General features: G+C 70.3%; 18 protein-coding genes. 15 read left to right on the top strand and 3 right to left on the bottom strand.

The window, feature by feature from the left end; genetic code table 11:
* Window positions 1-15 precede the first annotated feature (15 nt).
* The 8 genes from ABD262_RS02600 to ABD262_RS02565 are packed head-to-tail and all read left to right on the top strand — an operon-like array spanning window position 16 to window position 9,079.
* A complete protein-coding gene (locus ABD262_RS02600) occupies window positions 16-852 on the top strand; it encodes an MraY family glycosyltransferase (RefSeq protein ID WP_344130693.1) in 837 nt (278 codons plus the stop codon).
* Window positions 849-1,772: an NAD-dependent epimerase/dehydratase family protein gene (locus ABD262_RS02595; RefSeq protein WP_344130691.1), complete on the top strand. Its 924-nt coding sequence runs from the start codon at window positions 849-851 to the stop codon at window positions 1,770-1,772. The genes ABD262_RS02600 and ABD262_RS02595 overlap by 4 nt, the downstream gene beginning before the upstream one ends.
* Window positions 1,769-2,764, top strand: a complete 996-nt coding sequence (locus tag ABD262_RS02590) for a glycosyltransferase (RefSeq protein WP_344130688.1) — start codon at window positions 1,769-1,771, stop codon at window positions 2,762-2,764. Before ABD262_RS02595 ends, ABD262_RS02590 begins: the two co-directional genes overlap by 4 nt.
* Entirely contained in the window at window positions 2,761-4,245 is a 1,485-nt protein-coding gene (locus tag ABD262_RS02585; protein WP_344130685.1) for a lipopolysaccharide biosynthesis protein, read from the top strand. The genes ABD262_RS02590 and ABD262_RS02585 overlap by 4 nt, the downstream gene beginning before the upstream one ends.
* Window positions 4,238-5,200 carry a glycosyltransferase gene (locus ABD262_RS02580; protein ID WP_344130682.1) on the top strand — a complete coding sequence of 321 codons (963 nt, stop codon included), beginning with the start codon at window positions 4,238-4,240 and terminating at the stop codon, window positions 5,198-5,200. Before ABD262_RS02585 ends, ABD262_RS02580 begins: the two co-directional genes overlap by 8 nt.
* Window positions 5,197-6,615 (top strand): hypothetical protein, encoded by a 1,419-nt coding sequence (locus ABD262_RS02575; protein WP_344130679.1) that lies wholly within the window; start codon window positions 5,197-5,199, stop codon window positions 6,613-6,615. Before ABD262_RS02580 ends, ABD262_RS02575 begins: the two co-directional genes overlap by 4 nt.
* Window positions 6,612-7,859 carry a glycosyltransferase WbsX family protein gene (locus tag ABD262_RS02570; RefSeq protein WP_344130676.1) on the top strand — a complete coding sequence of 416 codons (1,248 nt, stop codon included), beginning with the start codon at window positions 6,612-6,614 and terminating at the stop codon, window positions 7,857-7,859. The genes ABD262_RS02575 and ABD262_RS02570 overlap by 4 nt, the downstream gene beginning before the upstream one ends.
* Window positions 7,856-9,079: a hypothetical protein gene (locus tag ABD262_RS02565; RefSeq protein ID WP_344130673.1), complete on the top strand. Its 1,224-nt coding sequence runs from the start codon at window positions 7,856-7,858 to the stop codon at window positions 9,077-9,079. The genes ABD262_RS02570 and ABD262_RS02565 overlap by 4 nt, the downstream gene beginning before the upstream one ends.
* Window positions 9,080-9,097: 18 nt before the next feature.
* Here ABD262_RS02565 and ABD262_RS02560 read toward each other — a convergent pair whose 3' ends face one another.
* On the bottom strand, window positions 9,098-10,255 hold the full coding sequence (locus tag ABD262_RS02560; protein WP_344130669.1) for an NAD(P)-dependent malic enzyme: 1,158 nt from the start codon (window positions 10,253-10,255) through the stop codon (window positions 9,098-9,100).
* 290 nt (window positions 10,256-10,545) lie between these two features.
* Between ABD262_RS02560 and ABD262_RS02555 the strand changes: the two genes are divergently transcribed.
* The 7 genes from ABD262_RS02555 to mctP all read left to right on the top strand — a co-directional run bounded on the left by ABD262_RS02555 (window position 10,546) and on the right by mctP (window position 16,513).
* Entirely contained in the window at window positions 10,546-11,463 is a 918-nt protein-coding gene (locus ABD262_RS02555) for an ABC transporter substrate-binding protein (RefSeq protein WP_344130667.1), read from the top strand.
* Complete coding sequence (locus ABD262_RS02550) at window positions 11,463-12,413, top strand: amino acid ABC transporter permease (RefSeq protein WP_344130664.1); 951 nt, start codon at window positions 11,463-11,465, stop codon at window positions 12,411-12,413. Before ABD262_RS02555 ends, ABD262_RS02550 begins: the two co-directional genes overlap by 1 nt.
* Window positions 12,413-13,351, top strand: a complete 939-nt coding sequence (locus ABD262_RS02545) for an amino acid ABC transporter ATP-binding protein (RefSeq protein ID WP_344130661.1) — start codon at window positions 12,413-12,415, stop codon at window positions 13,349-13,351. Before ABD262_RS02550 ends, ABD262_RS02545 begins: the two co-directional genes overlap by 1 nt.
* Window positions 13,351-13,722, top strand: coding sequence for a S24/S26 family peptidase (locus tag ABD262_RS02540; protein WP_344130658.1), 372 nt, complete (start codon window positions 13,351-13,353; stop codon window positions 13,720-13,722). The genes ABD262_RS02545 and ABD262_RS02540 overlap by 1 nt, the downstream gene beginning before the upstream one ends.
* A 210-nt stretch (window positions 13,723-13,932) precedes the next feature.
* Entirely contained in the window at window positions 13,933-14,331 is a 399-nt protein-coding gene (sodN, locus tag ABD262_RS02535; protein ID WP_344130655.1) for a superoxide dismutase, Ni, read from the top strand.
* Between the two features lie 203 nt (window positions 14,332-14,534).
* Complete coding sequence (locus ABD262_RS02530) at window positions 14,535-14,840, top strand: DUF3311 domain-containing protein (RefSeq protein WP_344130652.1); 306 nt, start codon at window positions 14,535-14,537, stop codon at window positions 14,838-14,840.
* Window positions 14,837-16,513 carry a monocarboxylate uptake permease MctP gene (mctP, locus tag ABD262_RS02525; protein WP_344130650.1) on the top strand — a complete coding sequence of 559 codons (1,677 nt, stop codon included), beginning with the start codon at window positions 14,837-14,839 and terminating at the stop codon, window positions 16,511-16,513. Before ABD262_RS02530 ends, mctP begins: the two co-directional genes overlap by 4 nt.
* A 150-nt stretch (window positions 16,514-16,663) precedes the next feature.
* Here the strand turns inward: mctP and ABD262_RS02520 are convergent, their stop codons facing one another.
* Both ABD262_RS02520 and ABD262_RS02515 read right to left on the bottom strand, forming a co-directional pair.
* Entirely contained in the window at window positions 16,664-17,965 is a 1,302-nt protein-coding gene (locus ABD262_RS02520) for an HD-GYP domain-containing protein (RefSeq protein WP_344130647.1), read from the bottom strand.
* A complete protein-coding gene (locus ABD262_RS02515; RefSeq protein ID WP_344130644.1) occupies window positions 17,965-19,419 on the bottom strand; it encodes an HD-GYP domain-containing protein in 1,455 nt (484 codons plus the stop codon). Before ABD262_RS02515 ends, ABD262_RS02520 begins: the two co-directional genes overlap by 1 nt.
* Window positions 19,420-19,457: the final 38 nt, after the last annotated feature.

The following is a 19,457-nucleotide window of genomic DNA, read 5'->3' as shown; positions in this document are numbered from 1 at the left end:
TCGTCCCACCGTCTGGTGACGGCCCGTGGCGGTGGCCTCGCGTGCTCGGTCGGGGTGGCTGCGGCCGCCCTCGCCCAGCAGAGACACGGTGACGTGCCGTGGCTGGCCATGGCGTGCGTGGCAGCACTCGCCCTCGTGGGCTTCGCCGATGACCTCTTCTCCCTCACCCCCTCCTTGCGCCTTGGCCTCCAGCTGCTCTGCGGCGCGGTCATCGGCCTCTCGTTCGGCGCTGGTTGGGGACTGGTGGTGGCGGCGGTGGTCGTGGTCCCCACGGCCGTCAACGTCGTCAACTTCGTGGACGGCATCAACGGGATCACCGGCTTCACGATGGCTCTCTGGGGGGTGACCTCGTTCGTGCTGGGCCGTCAGCACGACCATGCCGGGCTGGCCCTCGTCGGCGCGGCGACGGCCGGGGCGGCCATCGGGTTCCTGCCCTGGAACATCCCGACGGCTCGAATCTTCCTCGGCGACGTGGGCAGCTACCTCTTCGGCGGCCTCGTCGGCGTCGGACTCCTCATGGCCTGGCAGGCCGGCGCACCGATCGCCGTGGCCGTCGCACCGCTCATCGTGCACCTCTTCGACACGGCGCTGACGATTGCGCGCCGGGCCCGGGCAGGCGCACCCTTGATGACGGCACACCGGGAGCACATCTACCAGCGCCTGGCCGGCCACTGGTCCCACCTGAGGGTCTCCCTCCTCGCGTCGTCCCTCGCCCTGGCCGTGACGGCCGCATGGGCGCTCGGCGGCCCCGTCCTGGGCGGCTTCGTCACCATCGCCGGACTCGCGACGTATGCCGCGCTCGGGCACCTCGTCACGCGTCGGCACACTGCCGCGAAGCCGGGAGTGGGATGACTTCCGCTCTGCGCGTCGGTGTCGTCGGGACGACCGGATTCATCGGGCGGTCCATTTGCCACCAGCTCGAGCAGTCGGGTCACACCGTGATTCCGCTTCGCGCCCCTCGGCTGCGCAGCGCCACCCCTTCCGTCGCGGGGCTGGTCAGGGACGTGCGACCCGAGGTCGTCACACGTGTCGCCGACCAGCTGGTCGGCTGTGCGGTCCTCGTGAACGCCGCCGGTGCGGCCAGTGCACTGTCGACGGATCTCCCCGGCCTCCTGGGCGCCAACTCACTTCTCCCCGGAGTGCTCCAGGAGGCAGCGCGACGCGCTGGCCTCGCCCGTTTCGTCCACGTCAGCTCGGCCGGTGTCCAAGGACGGCGCAACCCCCTGGACGAGAGCTCGACCCACGACGGATCCTCGCCCTACACGATCTCGAAGGCGCTCGGCGAGGACCTGCTCGACGAGCTGTGGTGGGACGCCACCGTGGTCCTGAGGCCAACGTCAGTGCACGGTCCGGGACGCGCGGTCACGATGTCCGTGGCCCGAGTCGCCCGATCACCGCTGGCCGTGGTGGCTGCACCCGGCGAGGACCCCACGCCACAGGTCCACGTGCGGCAGGTGGCGCGCTCGGCGGAGATCCTGACGGACCTGACCCTCGCCCCTCCACGCATCGTCCTCCAGCCCTGGGAGGGCTTCACCACCTCCTCGTTCCTAACCCTGCTCGGCGGGCGCCGGCCACTCAGGCTTCCCAGGAGGCTGGTCAGGAGCGCGGTCCGCGGAGCCTTCCTGACCTCCCACCTCGGGGGGGGACGCATCTGGGCCCAGGCCCGCCGACTCGAGATGCTCACCCTCGGCCAGTCCCAGGTCCCTGGTTGGCTCGACACCGTAGACCCGTCACTCACCCGGCGCCACCCCGCCTGGCAGCACCTCGCATGAACACCGAGCCCCTGGGCGTCCATCGGTACGAGACGTCGGTAGACCCGCCAGCGAAGGTCCTCGTCCTCCTGGCCGCCCACGATGGCACGCTGTTCCTGCGCGAGCAGGTCGCCAGTGTGCTGGCGCAGGAGGGAGTCTCGGTCCGGGTGCTGATCAGCGTCGACGTCAGCTCCGACGGCACCGAGTCCCTGGCCGACACCCTCGCGCGCGAGGATTCGCGGGTGCGCTGCCTCCCCCACGGGAGCGCCTTCGGCGGGGCCGCGCCGAACTTCTACCGGCTGATCCGCGAAGGCGACCTCCAGGGGGTTTCGCACGTGGCGTTGTGCGACCAGGACGACGTGTGGCACACCGACAAGCTCAGCCGTGCGATCGCCGCGATCGCCAGGGAGGGCGTGGACGCCTATTCGAGCAACGTCGTGGTCTGGGCCCCGGACGGCACGCAGGCGCTACTGCGCAAGGCCCAGCCCCAGCGCAGGTTCGACCACCTCTTCTCCTCGGCGGGTCCGGGGTGCACCTACGTCCTCACCCGGGATGCCATGGCGAGGTTCGCCGAATGGCTGCGTCGGCACCCCGACGCCGAGCAACGCGTCGAGTACCACGACTGGCTGGTCTACGCCTGGGTGCGCACCGGAGGCGGACGCTGGTTCATCGACCCCGAGCCCTCGATGAAGTACCGCCAGCATGGAGCCAACCAGCTGGGCGCGAATGTGGGGGCGCGAGGAGCCGTGGCGCGGCTGCGGGCGTTGAATGACGGGTGGTTCAGGAGGCAGGTGCTTGCCGTCGCCGACGCCCTCCTCGACCACGACGAGCGACCGATCGCCCTCCTGCGGGAGAATCGGCTCCGCTCGGTGTCGAAGCTCTGGCTGGTGGCACCCGAGCTCCGACGCTCACGCAAGGAAGCCTTGCTCATGTGTGCTGCCCTGACCGTCTCCGCCGTGACGCGCCCGCACGCCAGTCCGTCCCCTGACGAGCGAGGTGACCTGCAGCAGTGACCTCCTCACTCGGCGACGACGAGAGCCCCGACGTCCCCACCGTGCCCATGCCGCATGCTTCGACCGCGATGCGGACGGCGCGGCACGGCGCCATCTATGCGGTGGCGAGCGTGGCGCCCGTGCTGACGGCCGTCATCATCACACCGGGCATCACCCGTGCCCTTGGCCCCGCTGAGTACGGCGTCGTGGCCACCCACCTGGTCATCATCCAGACGCTCAGCCTGCTGGCCACCCTGGGCCTGCCCGGCGCCATCACCCGGCACGCGCTCATCGAGCAGTCCGGACTGCGTGGTGCCGCGAGACTGGTGTGGCAGTCAGCCGGCGTCGCGGGTGCCGTGGCGGTCCTCGGCGCCCTGACCTCTCCCCTGTGGGTGTCCGCGGCCACGGCCCGCCCGTGGTCCGTCGCGGCCGGCTTCGCGGTCCTCGGTGGCGCCGCGCTCTCCGTCACCGCCTCCTACCAGGCCTTCGTGCGGGCCCGGTACCAGCCGTGGCGATTCGTCGCGGGCTCGGCCGCGCTGTCCATCGTCGCCCAGGCCTCCGGCCTCCTCCTGGCGCGCCAGCAACACGAGGCCGCGGCCTACCTGCTCGGACTGTCGGCCGCCTACCTGGCCGTGCTGGCCGTGATGCTGGTCGACCTCGCCCGCCAGGGCCGCACCCTCGCGGGACGGGCAAACCGGGCCAGCTCCGACCTCAAGGACGCCTTGCTCGTGGGCTTGCCCACAGTCCCCCACAGCCTCGCCCTGCTGCTCGTCCCCGGCGCGGTCGTGCTGCTGGCGAACCGCACCAGCGGTAGCCACGCCGCGGGTCAGCTGCAGCTGATCCTCCTCGTGGGGTCCGCACCCGCGCTCGCGCTCGGAGCCCTGAACAACGCCTGGGCGCCGACGGTGTATGGCGCGCGCGAGGGGACCCGCGGTGACGTGGTCGCCACCACCTCGCGGCTCATGCTCGTCGGGGTCTGCGTGCTGTCACTCGTCACCGCCCTGCTGTCTCCCATTGCCCTTCGCATCCTCGCGCCAGAGTCCTTCCTCACCGGTGCCCCGATCTGGTCGGTCTCACTCGTGGTCGCAACGTCGGTGCCGACCTTGGTGTACCTGTGCAACGTCCACCTCGTCTTCAGCTCCGGCCGCACGAGCGCGCTCGCCTGGCTGACCCCGATCAACCTGGCCGTCGCCACCCTGGCGGGGCTGCTGCTGCGCCACGTCGTCGGGCTCGCTGGACTGACGCTCATCCCGCTGGTGTTCTACAGCCTGCAGGCGGCCGCCCTGGCGATCGTCCGCCGCCGGGTTTCGAGAGAACGGTGGAGCGAGCGCTCACTCCTGGTCATCGCCGGTGCCGCGATCGCGATGCTATCCCTGACCGGGCTCCTGCCGACGAGCCCTTCCGGCTACCCGGCACGGATCCTCCTCACCGCCGCGCTCGTCCTCGTTTGCCTGATGGCACGACGTCGGGCGCTCGCCCACCTGCGGGGCATGAATGCCTGACTTCGACCCGCTGGCCGGCCCCGGGTGCATCGTCCTGGCGGCCTACCAGCCCGACTCGGAGCGGTTCGGCCGACAGCTCAGGTCGATCGCCGACCAGGAGATTGAGGACTGGACCTGCGTGATTACGGCCGATGGCGAGCCGGACCACGTCGAGGCCATGGTCAAGCGCCTCGTCGGTCCCGACAGTCGGTTCACCGTGGTCGGGTCCCTGGAACGGGTCGGCTTCTACCGAAACTTCGAGCGCGGCCTCGCCGCCGCTCCCCGCGAGGCGACCTGGGTGGCCCTGGCGGACCAGGACGACTACTGGTACCCCGCGAAGCTGTCCACCCTCCTGCCGCACCTCCGGGGAGCAGCGCTGGTCAGCGGGCAGGCGATGGTGCGCCGACCTAACCTGCTCCCCGAGCGCACCCACCGTCGCGACGTGCCGGTGTCCGCACTCCTGGTCGACAACCAGGTTACGGGGAGCTTCAGCGCCTTCCGGGCAGAGCTGCTCGAGGTGTGCCTCCCCTTCCCCGAACCAGCCGACGGCGCCTACCACGACCACTGGCTCGGGCTCTGCGCGAAGGTCATGGGTGGCGCGACCTTCGTCGACGAGGTCGTGCAGGACTACGTGCAGCACGGCGCCAACGTGATCGGAGAGTCCGAGCACGAGCCCGTCATCTCGCGCGTGCGCCGGATCCGGTTGGCTGCGCAGGGCGGCGCAGCCTTGGCTGTCCTCGGCGAACGGCTCGAGTGGCGACGTCGTATGGCAGGTACCCTGCTTTCCCGGACCGTGCCTGACCGGGATCAGGCGGTAGCCCTGCGTCTCTGGGCCGGCACACATAGGTTCAGACTGGCCGCGTCGATCATCACCACCGCCGCGCGCCGTCAGTCCCCGCCACTGAGGGCGGCGTCGCTGGCACTGGCCGCCGCCACCACTGCAAGCTCCGCAACCGTACGAGAGGACGAACTGTGAAGCCTGCCGCTGCGCTCGCGTGGCTGCGCTGCGCGGGCGCCCGGGCGTGGATCGCGGCCTTCAGCCTTCTCGTGGTGGTCATCACCGCTTGGGACCCTGCTGCCGTATTGCTCCGGTCAGCCCAGCCCACCTCCCTCAAGCTCCCGGTGCTGGGGCTGCTGCTCGCCTCAGGCGGAGTGCTCGTGGCCTCCGTCTGGGTCCAGCGCTTCTCCTACGCACAGAGCTTCATGGCCGCCTGGACCTTCGTCTTCCTCGGCATGACCGGGGCGTTGCAGGGCGCGCAAGGTCGCTATCCCTGGCACGGGAGCTTCAGCACCGGCCACGTGACCAAGGTCGCGTGGATCGCCCTGCTCGGGTTCGCGGTGATGGCGACCCTCTCGTTCGTCCCCCGACTGCCCTGGCAGCGGGTGACCCTCGCAAGGACCGACCACGCGGTGCGCAGCCGCCTCGCCGGGACCCCCTCGATCGCCTGGGCGCTGGTCGGACTGCAGCTCGTCTCCACTCTCCTGCTCGTCGGCTACCTGGGTCCGCACGCCATGGTGAACGGCCGCGAGGAGTTCAAGGCAGCACTCGCCCAGGCTGTCGGGCGCCCGGGCCTCGGGAGCGCGTTCTTCCTGGCCACTGCGCTGGGGATGGTGCTGCCCGCCGCCCTGCTCTGGCTGCGTCGCCACAGGCACTGCTCGTGGCTTGCCGTCGTCCTGAGCGTCATCGCCGGCGCAGTCGCCAACAACCCGCTCATCGGTTCGCGCTTCCTCACCGCGTGTTTCGGCGTGGCCCTCGTCTGCGCCCTGCTCAACCGCAACCTGGTGGCCCGCCTCCTCCCGGCAGGAATGGTCCTGGGCTTGTTGTTCGTGTTCCCCTCCCTGGACCTCTGGAGGGGTGACGGGACGGGCTCCCACACCTTCACCGTCGCCTCCCCCAGGAGCACCCTGGCGACCGGCGACTTCGACGCGTTCGAGATGACGGCGCGCGCTGTCGAGGCCAAGGACGCGGGCAACAGCGGGCTCCAGTCCCCCGGCGAGCAAGCAGGCTCAGCCTTGTTCTACTGGGTGCCCGGCCTCGCCCGCCACTTCCCCAAGGTGGGCAGCGGGAGCGTGGTGGGCACAGCAACCGGAATGACGTTCACCAACGTCTCGATGCCTCTGCAAGGAGAGGGCTACCTCCTCGGCGGGATCGGCGGCGCCCTCGGGGTGTGTGCGCTGATGGGGCTGTGGCTCCAGTGGCTGAGAAGGGGCTCGCTCGGGAGGTCCGGGTGGACCCCCGGGCCCACCGATGCCGCCACGGGCGCGCTCCTGTTCATCGTCCTGCGCGGCTCGATCATGAGCGTCCTGGACTACCTGCTCGCAGCGGTTTTCGTCGGAGTGCTCCTGCAGATCATGTCAGGACGCCGAGCCGGCCGGAGGCGACGACCGTGAGAAACCCGACGAGCCCGCGCACCATCGCGTTCTTCCTCCCCCAGTTCCACGCCATTCCGGAGAACGACGAGTGGTGGGGTGAGGGATTCACCGAGTGGACCAACACCCGCAAGGCGACCCCAGCCTTCGAGGCACATGACCACCCGAGAGTCCCCCACGACGAGCACTACTTCGATCTCACCGACCCCGCCGAGTTGCGCTCACAGGCTGAGCTCGCCCATCGCTACGGCGTCGACGCCTTCTGCATCTACTTTTACTGGTTCGAGGGTGGACAGCGGTTGCTCGAGCGGCCGTTGGACCTGTACCGGGAGATGGAGGACTCCCCCACGCCGTTCTGCATCTCGTGGGCGAACGAGAACTGGACGAGGCGTTGGGACGGCCGTGACTCCCAGGTCCTCGTCGGGCAGGACTACGGTCCCGACACGGCCCGCGAGGTCTACGACGCGTTCAGGCCCTACCTCAAGGCCAAGCACTACCTGACGCAGGACGGCCGGCCGGTCCTCCTCGTCCACCGCACCGACCTGCTCCCGGATCCCGCCGCCTACGCAGCCGAGTGGCGGCGATTGGCCCACGAGGACGGGCTCCCCGGGCTGCACCTTGTGGCGTCCGAGACGCGGGCGGGCATCGACCCCCGGGAGTGGGGTTTCGACGCGCTGGCCGAGTTCCCGCCGGTGTCCCAGAGTGGCTTGGCCAGCGCCCAGCTGCTGCCACCCAAGGGCCTGGACAAGGCTTTCCGCGGCCGCCTCCTGAGCTATCGCAAGGTGGCTCGCAACGCCCTGAGGCGGTCTCCCGCACCGTTCGTCCGCTACCGAGGGGTCATGCCTGCCTGGGACAACTCGGCACGCCGAGGACATTCGGCCACGGTCTTCATCGGCCACACGCCCGAGATCTTCCGCGCCTGGCTGACCCAGGCCCTGCGGCGCGAGCGGCAAGACCGGCAGGGCCGTGGAATGGTCTTCATCAATGCCTGGAACGAGTGGGCCGAGGGTGCCTATCTGCAGCCGGACCAGACCCACGGGTTCGGCTACCTCGAAGCCACTGCCGCTGCCGTCCGTGACGCGGCGGACCCGGACTCCACAGCCATGGCCGGCCCGCTCCCGGCATCCGGTGAGTCGATCGGCTCGGTCAGGTGGCACGTCGGGCACGCCCGCGCGGTCGCGAACGCCGCCGCCGCGTCGGCACTCGGTAGGGGACGGTGGCTGCGGGCCCAACTGCGCCGCGTGGCCCCGAGACGGCGACGATGAGCACCTCCGGCCAGCTCCAGCTCGTGCTCGACTGCCTCGGCGTGGACGACCTGACCGCCCTTCGCCGCAGGCAGTTCGGGGCCGCGACCGCCCTCGTGGTCCTCATCGCCGGCTCGCTGTTGCGCACCGCCGGACCTCCCGCCCGAGGCCAGGCCGTGGTCCTGGGCATCGGGTCGCCGGTCCAGCACGGGGCGGAGCAGGCGAACCTGGCCGCGGCAGCTCTCCGAGGGGTGGGTTGTGACACCTGGTGCGACGCCCGGCTCGCTCGGGGGTTGCACGGGGACGCGCGGGACTTCCCGTCCCTGAGCCCCTTCTCGCTGGCCCGGCACGTCGGCCCCCGCGACCTGTGGGCCGCCTGGTCAGCCAGCCGACGCGGGTCGCGCCGCCCAGAAGGTGCGGCGCGGGACTGCGGACCAGTCGAATGGCTATACCTGCGGCTTGCCCAGGCTGCCCGGCTCGCCCTGGCCGAGCGAAGGCTGGAGGCGTCGGGAGCCCGGCTCGTCGTGGTCGACTTCGACCGGGGCCCGGCCATGGCGCCGCTCGTCGTCGCCGCGGGGAACGCAGGTATCCCCACCGCCACGCTTGTGCACGGATCACCCTCCAAGAGCTACCTGCCGGTGCTGGCCGACAGCGTCCTCGCGTGGTCGACCGTCCAGGCCGACTGGTTCCGCGCGCACGGCGCCGGCCACGCGGAGGTGGTCGGACGCCTCGCCGCTCCCCGCCCCGCTCCCGCCGCCGGGGCCACTACCTGGCTGGTGCTGAGCTCGAAGGAAGCGCTCTCAGACGCGGAGGTCGGACGACTCCTCTCGACCATCGAGGACGGCCGGCGACTGGGCCACCGCACCGTGTTGCGCCTGCACCCACTACAGACCGCACCCCTGGACGCGGGGTGGTCCCGGGTGGCGTCTGCCGTCGACAGCTGTGTCCAGCTGAATGCCGACGACTGGACGACCGACTGCGCCCGGGCGATCGGCGTCTCGTCCACGGCGATCATCGACGCGCTGGCCGCGGGATGTGACGTGCACGTGGTGGCCGATGCGGACCGCCCGCTACCCGTCGAGATCGAGTGGCTTCGAGGTCAGGCTGACGACCTGCGCCCGGTGCCCGAGAAGTCACTGGCGACGCGCGGCTCGTTGCTGCCCCTCGACCAGCACGAGGCCCAGAAACGGCTGGCGATGTTCGGCCGGCGCATGGTCGAGGAAGCTCAGTCGGGCGGTTGACGCCACCAGCCGGTGGGCTCAGGCACCCTTCGCCACCGCGGCCGCGACCGCGTCGGCCACGCCCGGGGCGAAGACGCTCGGCACGATCTCCTGGGCGGTCGGGTGCTCGACCAACCCGGCGATCGCGTGCGCCGCCGCCAGCTTCATCGACTCGGTCACCTGCGGGGCGCCCGAGTCGAGGGCGCCGCGGAAGATCCCCGGGAAGGCCAGCACGTTGTTGATCTGGTTGGGGAAGTCCGAGCGCCCGGTGGCGACCACCGCGGCATACCGGGCAGCGACGTCGGGGTGGACCTCGGGAGTGGGGTTCGCCAGCGCGAAGATGATCGCGTCGGGGGCCATCCGGGCGACGTCCTCCTCGGGCACCCGCCCACCGGAGACCCCGACGAACACGTCGGCGTCCACGAGGGCGTCGGACAGGCCACCGGACAGGCCGCGGGGGTTGGTGGTGGCGGCGAGGCGGCGCTTGTGGTCGGCCAGGTCGTCACGGCCCGGCGCGATGATGCCGCGCGAGTCGCACACCACGATGTCCTCGACGCCGGCGCGGGCCAGCAGCTTGGTCACGGCGACTCCGGCGGCGCCGGCCCCCGAGACGACCACGCGCAGCGACTCCAGCGAGCGGCCGACGACGGTGGCCGCGTTGAGCAGGCCGGCCAGGACGACGATGGCCGTGCCGTGCTGGTCGTCGTGGAACACCGGGATGTCCAGGCGCTCCTGCAGCAGCCGCTCGATCTCGAAGCAGCGCGGGGCCGAGATGTCCTCGAGGTTGATGCCGCCGTAGGTGGGCGCGATCCGGGCGATGGCCTCGACCAGCTCCTCCACCGTGCCGGAGTCCATGCACACCGGCACGGCGTCGACGCCCCCGAAGTGCTTGAACAGCACCGCCTTGCCCTCCATCACGGGGAGGGCAGCGAGCGGTCCGATGTCGCCCAGCCCGAGGACGGCCGTCCCGTCGGTGACGACCGCCACCGTGTTGGCACGGGCGGTGTAGCGGGCGGCCAGCGCCGGGTCGACGGCGATCGCGCGCGAGACGTCGGCCACCCCCGGCGTGTAGAGCAGGGCCAGGTCGGCGCGGTCCCGCAGTGGTTGCGTGGCGTGTACCCCGAGCTTGCCGCCCTCGTGCGCCCGGAAGACCGGGTCGGACGGGTCGAACAGCGGGTACGACGGGATGGCGGACATGGACGAGTCACCTCAAAGGGGAGAAAGAGTCTGCAAGCAGAACAACTGCGTGGGGCACACCGCGCACGGATCGATCCGCGCGGTCGAACGACAGCCGGGTGTGGCCTCTCAAACGCAAGGTGCGGGGGTTACCCGCGAGTTCATGGTGGCACAGCAGCGACCGCGAAACCACCGTCGTAACGCGAGTGTGACCCGCATCGCCCGCCGGGAGTGGCAGTATGCCGATCAATCCCCCACGTGGTGTCGCGCACCTGCCCGCCACTCTGCATACGAGGAAGGAACCTCACCGCATGACCCACCGCCTTCGCCCCACCACGCTCCTGATCGCGGGGCTGGCCACTGCTGGACTGGCACTCTCGGCTTGTGGTTCCGACTCGCTGTCCACCAAGACGAGCAGCAGCTCGAGCAGCTCGACGACCAAGGCCACGGTCGACCAGGCCCTGGTGGCCAAGCTGCCTGCCAAGATCAAGACCGCCGGGAAGATCGTCATCGGCACCGACGCGACCTACCAGCCGAACGAGTACCTCGACACCGACGGCAAGACGGTCATCGGCATGGACGTGGAGCTGTTCGACGCCGTGATGGCCAAGTTCGGCATCAAGACGGAGTGGGTGCCCACCGGCTTCGACCAGATCATCCTCGGTGTCACGAGCGGCAAGTACGACGTGGGTGTGTCCTCCTTCACGATCAACGCGGACCGTGAGAAGCAGGCCACCATGGTCAGCTACTTCACCGCCGGCACCCAGTGGGTCACCCAGAAGGGCAACCCCAAGAAGGTCGACCCCAACAGCGCCTGTGGCCTGAACATCTCGGTGCAGAAGGCCACCGTCCAGGCCGACGTCGACCTGCCCAAGCGCAGCAAGGCCTGCACCGACGCGGGCAAGCCCGCCATCAAGCCGATCGTCGACGCCGACCAGGCCAAGGTGACGTCGGCCGTGCTGACCGGCAAGGCGGACGCCATGCTGGTCGACCTGCCGCCGGCGATCAGCGCCGTGGCGACGACCCAGGGCAAGCTCGAGCTCCTCGGTGAGCAGTACGACTCGGCCCCCTACGGCTACGTGCTGCCCAAGGACCAGACCGAGTTCGGCCAGGCCATCGCCGACGCGCTCAAGGAGCTGGACTCCGACGGCACCTACAAGTCGATCCTGACCAAGTGGAAGACCGAGGGCGGCGCCATCACCGACTTCGCCGTGAACCCGCAGCCCTGATGTCCACCACTCCCGCTGCAACGGACCGGCCGGGCAAGATCCACGCCCGGCCGGTCCGGCACCCGTGGCGCTGGGTCGCCGTCGCGGTGATCCTCGTGCTCGTCGCCATGATGGTGAGCTCGGTGGTCACCAACCCGAACTGGAACTGGTCCTTCGCCTTCGAGATCATGCAGCAGCGGCCGGTCATCGACGGGCTGTGGAAGGGCACCATCTTCGGCACCATCGGAGCGATGGTGCTCGGCATCCTCCTCGGGATCGCGCTGGCCGTGATGCGGCTGTCGACCAACCCGGTGCTGCGGGGGGTGGCGTTCGTCTACACCTGGTTCTTCCGGGCGATGCCCCGCTACGTCCTGCTGGCCATCCTCGGCGGCGCCATCGCCGTCCTCTACAACCCCATCGACATCGGCATCCCGTTCGGGAAGCAGCTGTCCAACCTGCTCGGCCTCCACAGCGACCTGACCTTCTTCAGCTTCAGCTGGAACGACATCTCCTCCTCGATCTGGATCGGCATCCTCGGCCTCGGGCTCTCCGAGGCCGCCTACATGGCCGAGATCGCCCGCGCCGGCATCCTGTCGGTGGACAAGGGCCAGACCGAGGCGGCCCACGCCCTCGGCATGCCCCCCGGCAAGACCATGCGGCGGATCGTGCTGCCCCAGGCGATGCGGGTCATCGTGCCCCCGACCGGCAACGAGACGATCGCCATGGTCAAGGACACCTCCCTGTTCATCGCAGCGTCGATCATCACCGAGCTCTACTTCCAGGCCTACGGCTTCGGCTCACGCAGCTTCCAGATCGTGCCGGGGTTCATGGCCGCCACGTTGTGGTACCTCATCGTCTGCTCCATCCTGATGGTCGGGCAGCACTACCTCGAGCGCTACTACGGACGCGGCTTCGGAGCTCCGTCCAAGGCCACCCGGCGCAAGCTCGACACGATCACGGCAGGCCACTGATGAGCACCGACACGACGACCGGCGCCGCCGGGCGCGCCGCGAAACCGGCGGGCGCGCCCCTGGTCCATGCCGTCAACGTCACCAAGGCGTTCCACGGCACGGAGGTCCTCAAGGGCATCGACATGGACGTGCGTCCCGGCGAGGTGGTCTGCCTGCTCGGACCCTCGGGTTCGGGCAAGACCACCTTCCTGCGCTGCATCAACCAGCTCGAGACGATCGACGGTGGCCGGATCTGGGTCGACGGCGACCTCATGGGCTACGAGGACCGCGGCGGCACGCTGCACCGCCTGACCGAGAAACGGATCGCCTCCCAGCGCCGTGACATCGGCATGGTCTTCCAGCGCTTCAACCTCTTCCCCCACCTCACGGCGATCGAGAACATCATGGAGGCGCCGATCCAGGTCAAGGGCGAGCGGAAGAAGGACGTGCGCGACCGGGCCCTGGCGCTGCTCGAGCAGGTGGGGCTGAAGGACAAGCCCGACGCCTACCCCGGCCAGCTCTCGGGTGGCCAGCAGCAGCGCGTCGCGATCGCCCGGGCCCTCGCGATGAAGCCCAAGCTGATGCTCTTCGACGAGCCCACCTCGGCCCTCGACCCCGAGCTCGTCGGCGAGGTGCTGCGGGTGATGCGGCAGCTGGCGCACGACGGCATGACGATGATCGTCGTGACCCACGAGATGGGCTTCGCCCGTGAGGTCGCCGACCGGGTCGTCTTCATGGACGGCGGCGTGGTCGTCGAGGAGGGACCGCCGAACGAGGTGATCTCCAACCCCCAGCACGAACGCACCCGCAGCTTCCTCCAGCGGATGCGGCAGGAGGACGAGGCGCAGGACGCTCAGGACCAGGCCCCGGAAGCCCAGGAAGCCCAGGGGCCGGGCAAGGCGCAGGACCAGGCGAGTGGGGACACCGGGGAACCCGCGACCACCGAGGGCGCCCGCTGATGCCGGTGGGGCTCGGTGTCGTGGTCGTCCGGGGACGGTCCATGGAGCCCACCCTGCACACCGGCGACCGCATGGTGGTGCTGCGCGGGGCCCCACCGCGCCTGGGCCGGCTGGCCATCGTCAGGTTGCCCGACGACGACTCGGGCAACCCCCGCCCGCTCGCGGTCAAGCGGGTGACGATGCGCGACCCCTCCGACCGGCGGCGCTACTGGGTCGAGAGCGACAACCAGAGCGCCCTCGGGGTCGCCGACTCGTGGACCCACGGCATCGGCTCGCTCGCCCGTGAGCAGATCCGCGCGATCGTCCTCTTCCGCATCCCCCACCGCGTCCGCCTGCCCGGCCCGCGCCGCGGCCGGCCCCACCTCGGCTGAGCCGGCCGGCTCCCCCACGTCGCACGGCCCGGTGGGGGCCGCTGCCGCGGCATACCCACGCGTATGCCGCGGCGGCAAGGGGGCGCCGTGCGGCTCGCTGACCTGCGGGGTAGGGTCGAAGACGCACGTGAGAATCACTGATCTCCTGCTACGCCAGGAAGTTCACATCTCCTGCTACGCCCGGAAGTCCACCTCGCAGAAGGGATTCGCATGCTCTCCCGCATTTTCCGCCCCACTGAGGTCAGCGCCCACTGCGACCTGCCCTGTGGTGTCTACGACCCCGCCCAGGCACGCATCGAGGCCGAGTCGATCAAGGCGATCATCGCCAAGGTCGCTGACAACGACGACCCCGACTTCCGCACCCGCGCGGTGGTCATCAAGGAACAGCGGTCCGAGCTGGTCAAGCACCACCTGTGGGTGCTCTGGACCGACTACTTCAAGCCGCCGCACTTCGAGAAGTACCCCGAGCTGCACACCCTGTTCAACCAGGCCACCAAGCTGGCCGGCGCCTCGGGCACCAAGGGTGAGTTCGACGCCGCGAAGGCCGACGAGCTGCTCGCCAAGATCGACGAGATCGACAAGATCTTCAAGGAGACCAAGGCCGCCTGAGGCCTCGCTCAGCCGAACGCCCGTCCCGCACCGCGGGGCGGGCGTTCGTCGTCCGCCGCACCGGCCCGATGGTCTCCGCACCCCGTCACCTGCGGGTTGGTACTGAAGTGACCCCTGTTTGCTCCCACAGTTACCCACGAGTCGGGCATATCGTACGCACTGGCTGCCCTCCGGCAGCCGCCCATACTCCTTTGGAGGTCACGGTGAGCATCGACACCGACGTCGATCACGACACAGTCCCCCCTGCCAACAAGGGCCTGCTGGCCGTTGCCGGCGTCCTGCTCGCCCTGCCGATGGTGGCGCTGGCGTGGGTGGGCAGCTACGCCCGCAAGGACCCCGAGCTCTGGGGTTTCCCGTTCTTCATCTGGTACCAGTTCCTCTGGGTCTTCCTATGCTCGGCGATGACGTACACGGCCTACCGGCTCGTGCTCCGCGCCCGCCCCCACCGGCCGATGCCGGGGCACCGTGACGCCGAGACCCGCCGACGGGACGAGGAGGCCGGCCGATGACCGCCCTTGCACCCGCCGCGGCAGGCACCGGCGTGAACGGCGTCGCCCTCACCGTGCTCATCCTGCTCTTCGCCCTCGTCACCGGCATGGGCTTCTGGGCCACCCGGTGGCGCAAGGCCGACAGCATGGAGTCCCTCGACGAATGGGGCCTGGGCGGCCGGCGCTTCGGCACCTGGGTCACCTGGTTCCTCCTCGGCGGCGACCTCTACACGGCCTACACCTTCGTCGCCGTCCCGGCCGCGATGTTCGCCCTCGGCTCGGTCAGCGGGTTCTTCGCCGTGCCGTACACGATCGTGCTCTACCCGATCATCTTCATCTTCATGTCCCGGCTCTGGTCGGTCAGCCACCGGCACGGCTACGTGACCCCGGCCGACTTCGTCAAGGGCCGCTACGGCTCGCGCGGGCTGTCCCTCGCGGTCGCGATCACCGGCATCCTGGCGACGATGCCCTACATCGCCCTCCAGCTCGTCGGCATCCAGGCGGTGCTCGAGGTGGCCGGCGTCGGCGGCAGCAACGCCCTGGCCAAGGACCTGCCGCTGTTCATCGCCTTCGCCCTGCTCGCGGCCTACACCTACTCCAGCGGGCTGCGGGCGCCCGCGGTCATCGCGTTCGTCAAGGACGCGCTGATCTACCTCGTCATCATCGTCGCGGTCATCTACCTGCCCACCAAGGTCGGCGGCTGGGACCACGTCTTCAGCGCAGCCGAGGCCAAGATGGCCAAGCCGAGTGCGGCCAACCCGGCCAAGCCGACGGGTGCGTTCATCCCGAACAGCCAGCAGTACTGGGCCTACGCGACACTCGCCTTCGGCTCCGCCCTCGCGCTGTTCATGTACCCCCACTCGATCACCGCGACCCTGTCGAGCTCGAGCCGCAACACGATCCGGCGCAACGCCTCGATCCTGCCGGCCTACTCCTTCGTGCTCGGCCTGCTGGCCCTGCTCGGCTGGGTGGCCATCGCGGCCGGCACCAAGCCGATCGGCCTCGACGGCAAGCCGAACGCCCAGCTCGTCATCCCGCAGCTGTTCGAGGACATGTTCCCGAGCTGGTTCGCGGGCGTGGCCTTCGCGGCGGTGGCCATCGGGGCGCTCGTCCCGGCCGCCATCATGTCGATCGCGGCAGCCAACACCTTCACCCGCAACATCTACCGCGACTGGATCAAGCCGGACGCCACGCACGCCCAGGAGGCCAAGGTCGGCAAGCTGGTCTCGCTGCTGGTCAAGGCCTTCGCGCTCGTCTTCGTCCTCACCCTGGACAAGCAGAACGCGATCAACTTCCAGCTCCTGGGCGGCATCTGGATCCTGCAGACCCTCCCGGCCATCGTGTTCGGTCTCTACACGCGGTGGTTCCACCGCTGGGCCCTGCTCGGCGGCTGGGCGGTCGGCATGGTCTACGGCACCGTGGCCGCCTACAACGTCATCAACCCGACCACCAAGGGCCACTTCGGTGGCTCCCTGGCGATGATCCCGATGCTCGGCAAGATGGGCTACATCGCCATGACGGCCTTCGTCATCAACCTCGTCATCGCGGTCGTCGCCACGCTCGTCCTTCGGGCGATGAAGGTCGACGGCGGTCGCGACGAGACCATCCGGGGCGACTACTTCGCCGATGCCGGCGACCCCCGGGTCGAGAAGCACCTCCCGACCGACGTCCACCTCACCACCGGGACGCCGTAGCGGCGGGCTCACCGCAGTCGGGCGGTGCCGGGACGAGGTCCCGGCACCGCCCGTCGCGTTGCCCGGCTCGCACCAGCGTGAGCAGGCCTGCGCCAAGCAGGTATGCGGGGTGGGGGCCGGGCATTCGCCGAGTGGTCCCTCGGCTCCGCGTCAGCTGGTCGTCAGGGGGGTGCGACCCCGACGGCGCTCGAGCACCCGGGTGAGCGAGTCGACCACGCGGGGGTCGTACTCGTAACCCAGCCCGAGGTGGATCCGCTCCATCGCCCGGTCGTCGTTGCCGTTGGGCGCACACAAGTCGTCGTAGGCGTTCGCGACCTTGATGATGCGGCTGGCCATGGGCAGGTCCTGACCGAACTCCCGGACCTGCCGGTAGGGGGTCGTCTGGGCCTCGAGGATCGCCGCGACGTTGTCGAGCACGCCGGTGGTGCGGACGATCTCGGCGCCGTCGTGGGCGATGCGCTGCTGGTCGGCCGGAGCCGCCATCACGGTGGCGCCCTCCGGGATGGGCGCTCGCAGGGCCACCTGGCCGAGGTCGTGCAACAGCGCGGCATACTCCAGGTCGGTGAGCTCGCGCTGGCCCATGCCCATGTCGCGCCCGACGGCCACGGCGATGTCAGCGACCCGCTGGGCGTGGGACGTGCGGGTGTAGCCCGCCCGGTCGGTCAGCGAGGAGAGCGCCCCGATGGTCTGGCGGTACGTCGTGCGGATCGAGGCGTACCGCTGGACCGCGAAGTAGGTCAGCACGAGGGGGAAGAGGAACAGCGGCAGCGCGGACACCCCGACGGCGAACTCGGCCAGGGCGATCAACGCCCCCGATGCCACCAACGCGGTGGCCAGCCCACCACTGGAGCGCAGCTCGTCGATGACCGACCGCACCACGGGGGCGTGGTCGCGGCCGGCGCGCACCGCCGCCTCGAGGGCGAGGTCGACGATCATCGCCACCGTGCCGACCACCAGCATGACGATCGCGACGAGCCACCGGTGGTCGTGCCAGACGTCCTGCCACTCGATCAGGGTCTGCCCGCCGAAGTCGACCGAGCGGTACAGCACCGCCGCGGTTCCCGCGGCGAGCAGGCGGGCCGCTGTGCCGCCCCACTGTCCCGACCCGCTGACCAGCCGCAGGATCAGCAAGCCGGCCACCATGCCCAGGGAGATGGTCGCCACGACGGTAGCCGCACCGACCTGCGGCTCCCCCGCGTCGGTCAGGGGCGTGAGCGCGAGTCCCAGCGCAGCCGCCGTCGACATGGGCGCCGTCTCGCGCCCGGTCAGGATGGTGAGCCGGGCGGTCTCGCCCAGGGCGATCGCGACGAGGAAGAGCAGCATCTCCACCGCGACGTCGCCGTCCAGGGGGCCGACCGAGCCCAGCGACAGCCACAGCGAGACCAGGACGCAGGCGACACTGAGCAGCCCGATGGGTCCCCTCAGGTCGATGCGACGCAGCCGCTCGCGCATCAGCGGACCTCCCCGGTCGCGTGGTGCAGCCCGGCCGCGCGACCGGTGATCCGCGTGCGCAACCGGTCGGAGAAGGCGATGTGGTCGGACACCTGCGGCTCGTCGTGGTCGAGCGCGACGCCGGCCGAGGCCAGCTCGTCGGGGGTGCGGTCCGTGCCGGTCCACTCGTGCCGCGACAGCGCCTTGACCAGCAGCTCGACGACCTGCGGGTCGAACTGGCTGGCGGCCTGGTGGCGGACGACGTCCAGCGCCTCCTCGGCCGACATCGCCGCCCGGTAGGAGCGGGCCGAGGTCAGGCACTCGAACGCGTCCGCCACGGCGATGATGCGGGCGGCCAGCGGGATCGAGTCGCCGCTGAGACCGTCGGGGTAGCCACGCCCGTCGAAGCGCTCGTGGTGGTGGGCGATGCCGTCCACGGAGCCGGAGAGGAAGTCGACGTCCTTGACGAGCTCGACGCCGGCGAGCGCGTGACCGGCCATCGTCACGTGGTCGTCGTCGGTGTGGGCCTGCCGCGACCCCAGCAGCCGTGTCGGCATGACGACCTTGCCGACGTCGTGGAGCATCCCTGCCGTGCGGATGTCCTCGATCTCCTTGTGGCCGAGCATCATCGCCTCGGCCATCCACTCGCTCAGCTGGGCCACCCGCTCGCTGTGGCCGGCGTTGTGCGGCTCCTTCGTCTCGACCGCGGTGACCAGGGCGCGCAGCGTCCGCTCGTGGGCCTGCAGCTCGTCGCCGTACTGCGCGAAGGCCCACCTGGCCACGAACAGCGGGGCGAGGACCAGGATCGCGCTGAACCAGCCCACCTGCGCGGGGATCCACAGCACGACGAACAGGAAACCGATGACGCCGTAGCCGATGTAGGCGGGACCGGTGGTGGCCAGCAGTCCCCAGACCCGCGTGCGCAGGGGGATGGCGTTGACGATGTACTGGATACCGGCCAGCAGGAGCGCGTTGACGAGGCACTGGGCCACGTCGGCCGCCACCAGTGGCAGACCGACCTCCAGCAGCAGGGAGGAGGCGGAGTGCAGGGAGGTGACGTCGGCCCGGCCTCCCACGCCCAGGTAGACCAGTCCCCCGACTGCGCCGATGAAGGCGAACATGCCGGTGTTGAACACCCTGGCACGGCGGGGCATCTTGCGGATACCGACCAGGTTGGCACCGCCACCCACCAGCGCGGCCCCCACCGGGCCGGTGATGACGATGGAGGCGAGGACGACGATGCTGACGAAGGAGATGCGGATGCGTGTCCCGACCGGGTTGTCGCGACCGACCCAGCCGGCCACCGCGACGAGCAGCAGGAGCGCCACGGCGGGGACGTTGGTGGGCGGGCCCGCCACCTGCCAGGCCAGCGCGCCGGCCGCCAGGGCCAGCGCACACACGAAACCGATGAAGAGGGGTACTCGGAGCGCACTCGTGCCGGAACCCTCGGAAGGGCTCGACGGCGAAGGGCTCATGCCGTCAACTTACCGGCCCGAGGGGCCGGTGGAGCGAG

The organism is Pedococcus bigeumensis, from assembly GCF_039531795.1.
Taxonomy (GTDB): Bacteria; Actinomycetota; Actinomycetes; order Actinomycetales; family Dermatophilaceae; genus Pedococcus; species Pedococcus bigeumensis.
This window is presented reverse-complemented; position numbering and strand designations above follow the sequence as displayed.

Excerpts from the sequence above, each read along its gene's own strand:
- ABD262_RS02515 (WP_344130644.1), bottom strand. The coding sequence starts at position 19,419 with ATGAGCCCTTCGCCGTCGAGCCCTTCCGAGGGTTCCGGCACGAGTGCG.
- ABD262_RS02595 (WP_344130691.1), top strand. The coding sequence starts at position 849 with ATGACTTCCGCTCTGCGCGTCGGTGTCGTCGGGACGACCGGATTCATC.
- ABD262_RS02565 (WP_344130673.1), top strand. The coding sequence starts at position 7,856 with ATGAGCACCTCCGGCCAGCTCCAGCTCGTGCTCGACTGCCTCGGCGTG.
- ABD262_RS02560 (WP_344130669.1), bottom strand. The coding sequence starts at position 10,255 with ATGTCCGCCATCCCGTCGTACCCGCTGTTCGACCCGTCCGACCCGGTC.
- mctP (WP_344130650.1), top strand. The coding sequence starts at position 14,837 with ATGACCGCCCTTGCACCCGCCGCGGCAGGCACCGGCGTGAACGGCGTC.
- ABD262_RS02580 (WP_344130682.1), top strand. The coding sequence starts at position 4,238 with ATGCCTGACTTCGACCCGCTGGCCGGCCCCGGGTGCATCGTCCTGGCG.
- ABD262_RS02545 (WP_344130661.1), top strand. The coding sequence starts at position 12,413 with ATGAGCACCGACACGACGACCGGCGCCGCCGGGCGCGCCGCGAAACCG.
- ABD262_RS02520 (WP_344130647.1), bottom strand. The coding sequence starts at position 17,965 with ATGCGCGAGCGGCTGCGTCGCATCGACCTGAGGGGACCCATCGGGCTG.
- ABD262_RS02555 (WP_344130667.1), top strand. The coding sequence starts at position 10,546 with ATGACCCACCGCCTTCGCCCCACCACGCTCCTGATCGCGGGGCTGGCC.
- ABD262_RS02590 (WP_344130688.1), top strand. The coding sequence starts at position 1,769 with ATGAACACCGAGCCCCTGGGCGTCCATCGGTACGAGACGTCGGTAGAC.
- ABD262_RS02550 (WP_344130664.1), top strand. The coding sequence starts at position 11,463 with ATGTCCACCACTCCCGCTGCAACGGACCGGCCGGGCAAGATCCACGCC.
- sodN (WP_344130655.1), top strand. The coding sequence starts at position 13,933 with ATGCTCTCCCGCATTTTCCGCCCCACTGAGGTCAGCGCCCACTGCGAC.
- ABD262_RS02540 (WP_344130658.1), top strand. The coding sequence starts at position 13,351 with ATGCCGGTGGGGCTCGGTGTCGTGGTCGTCCGGGGACGGTCCATGGAG.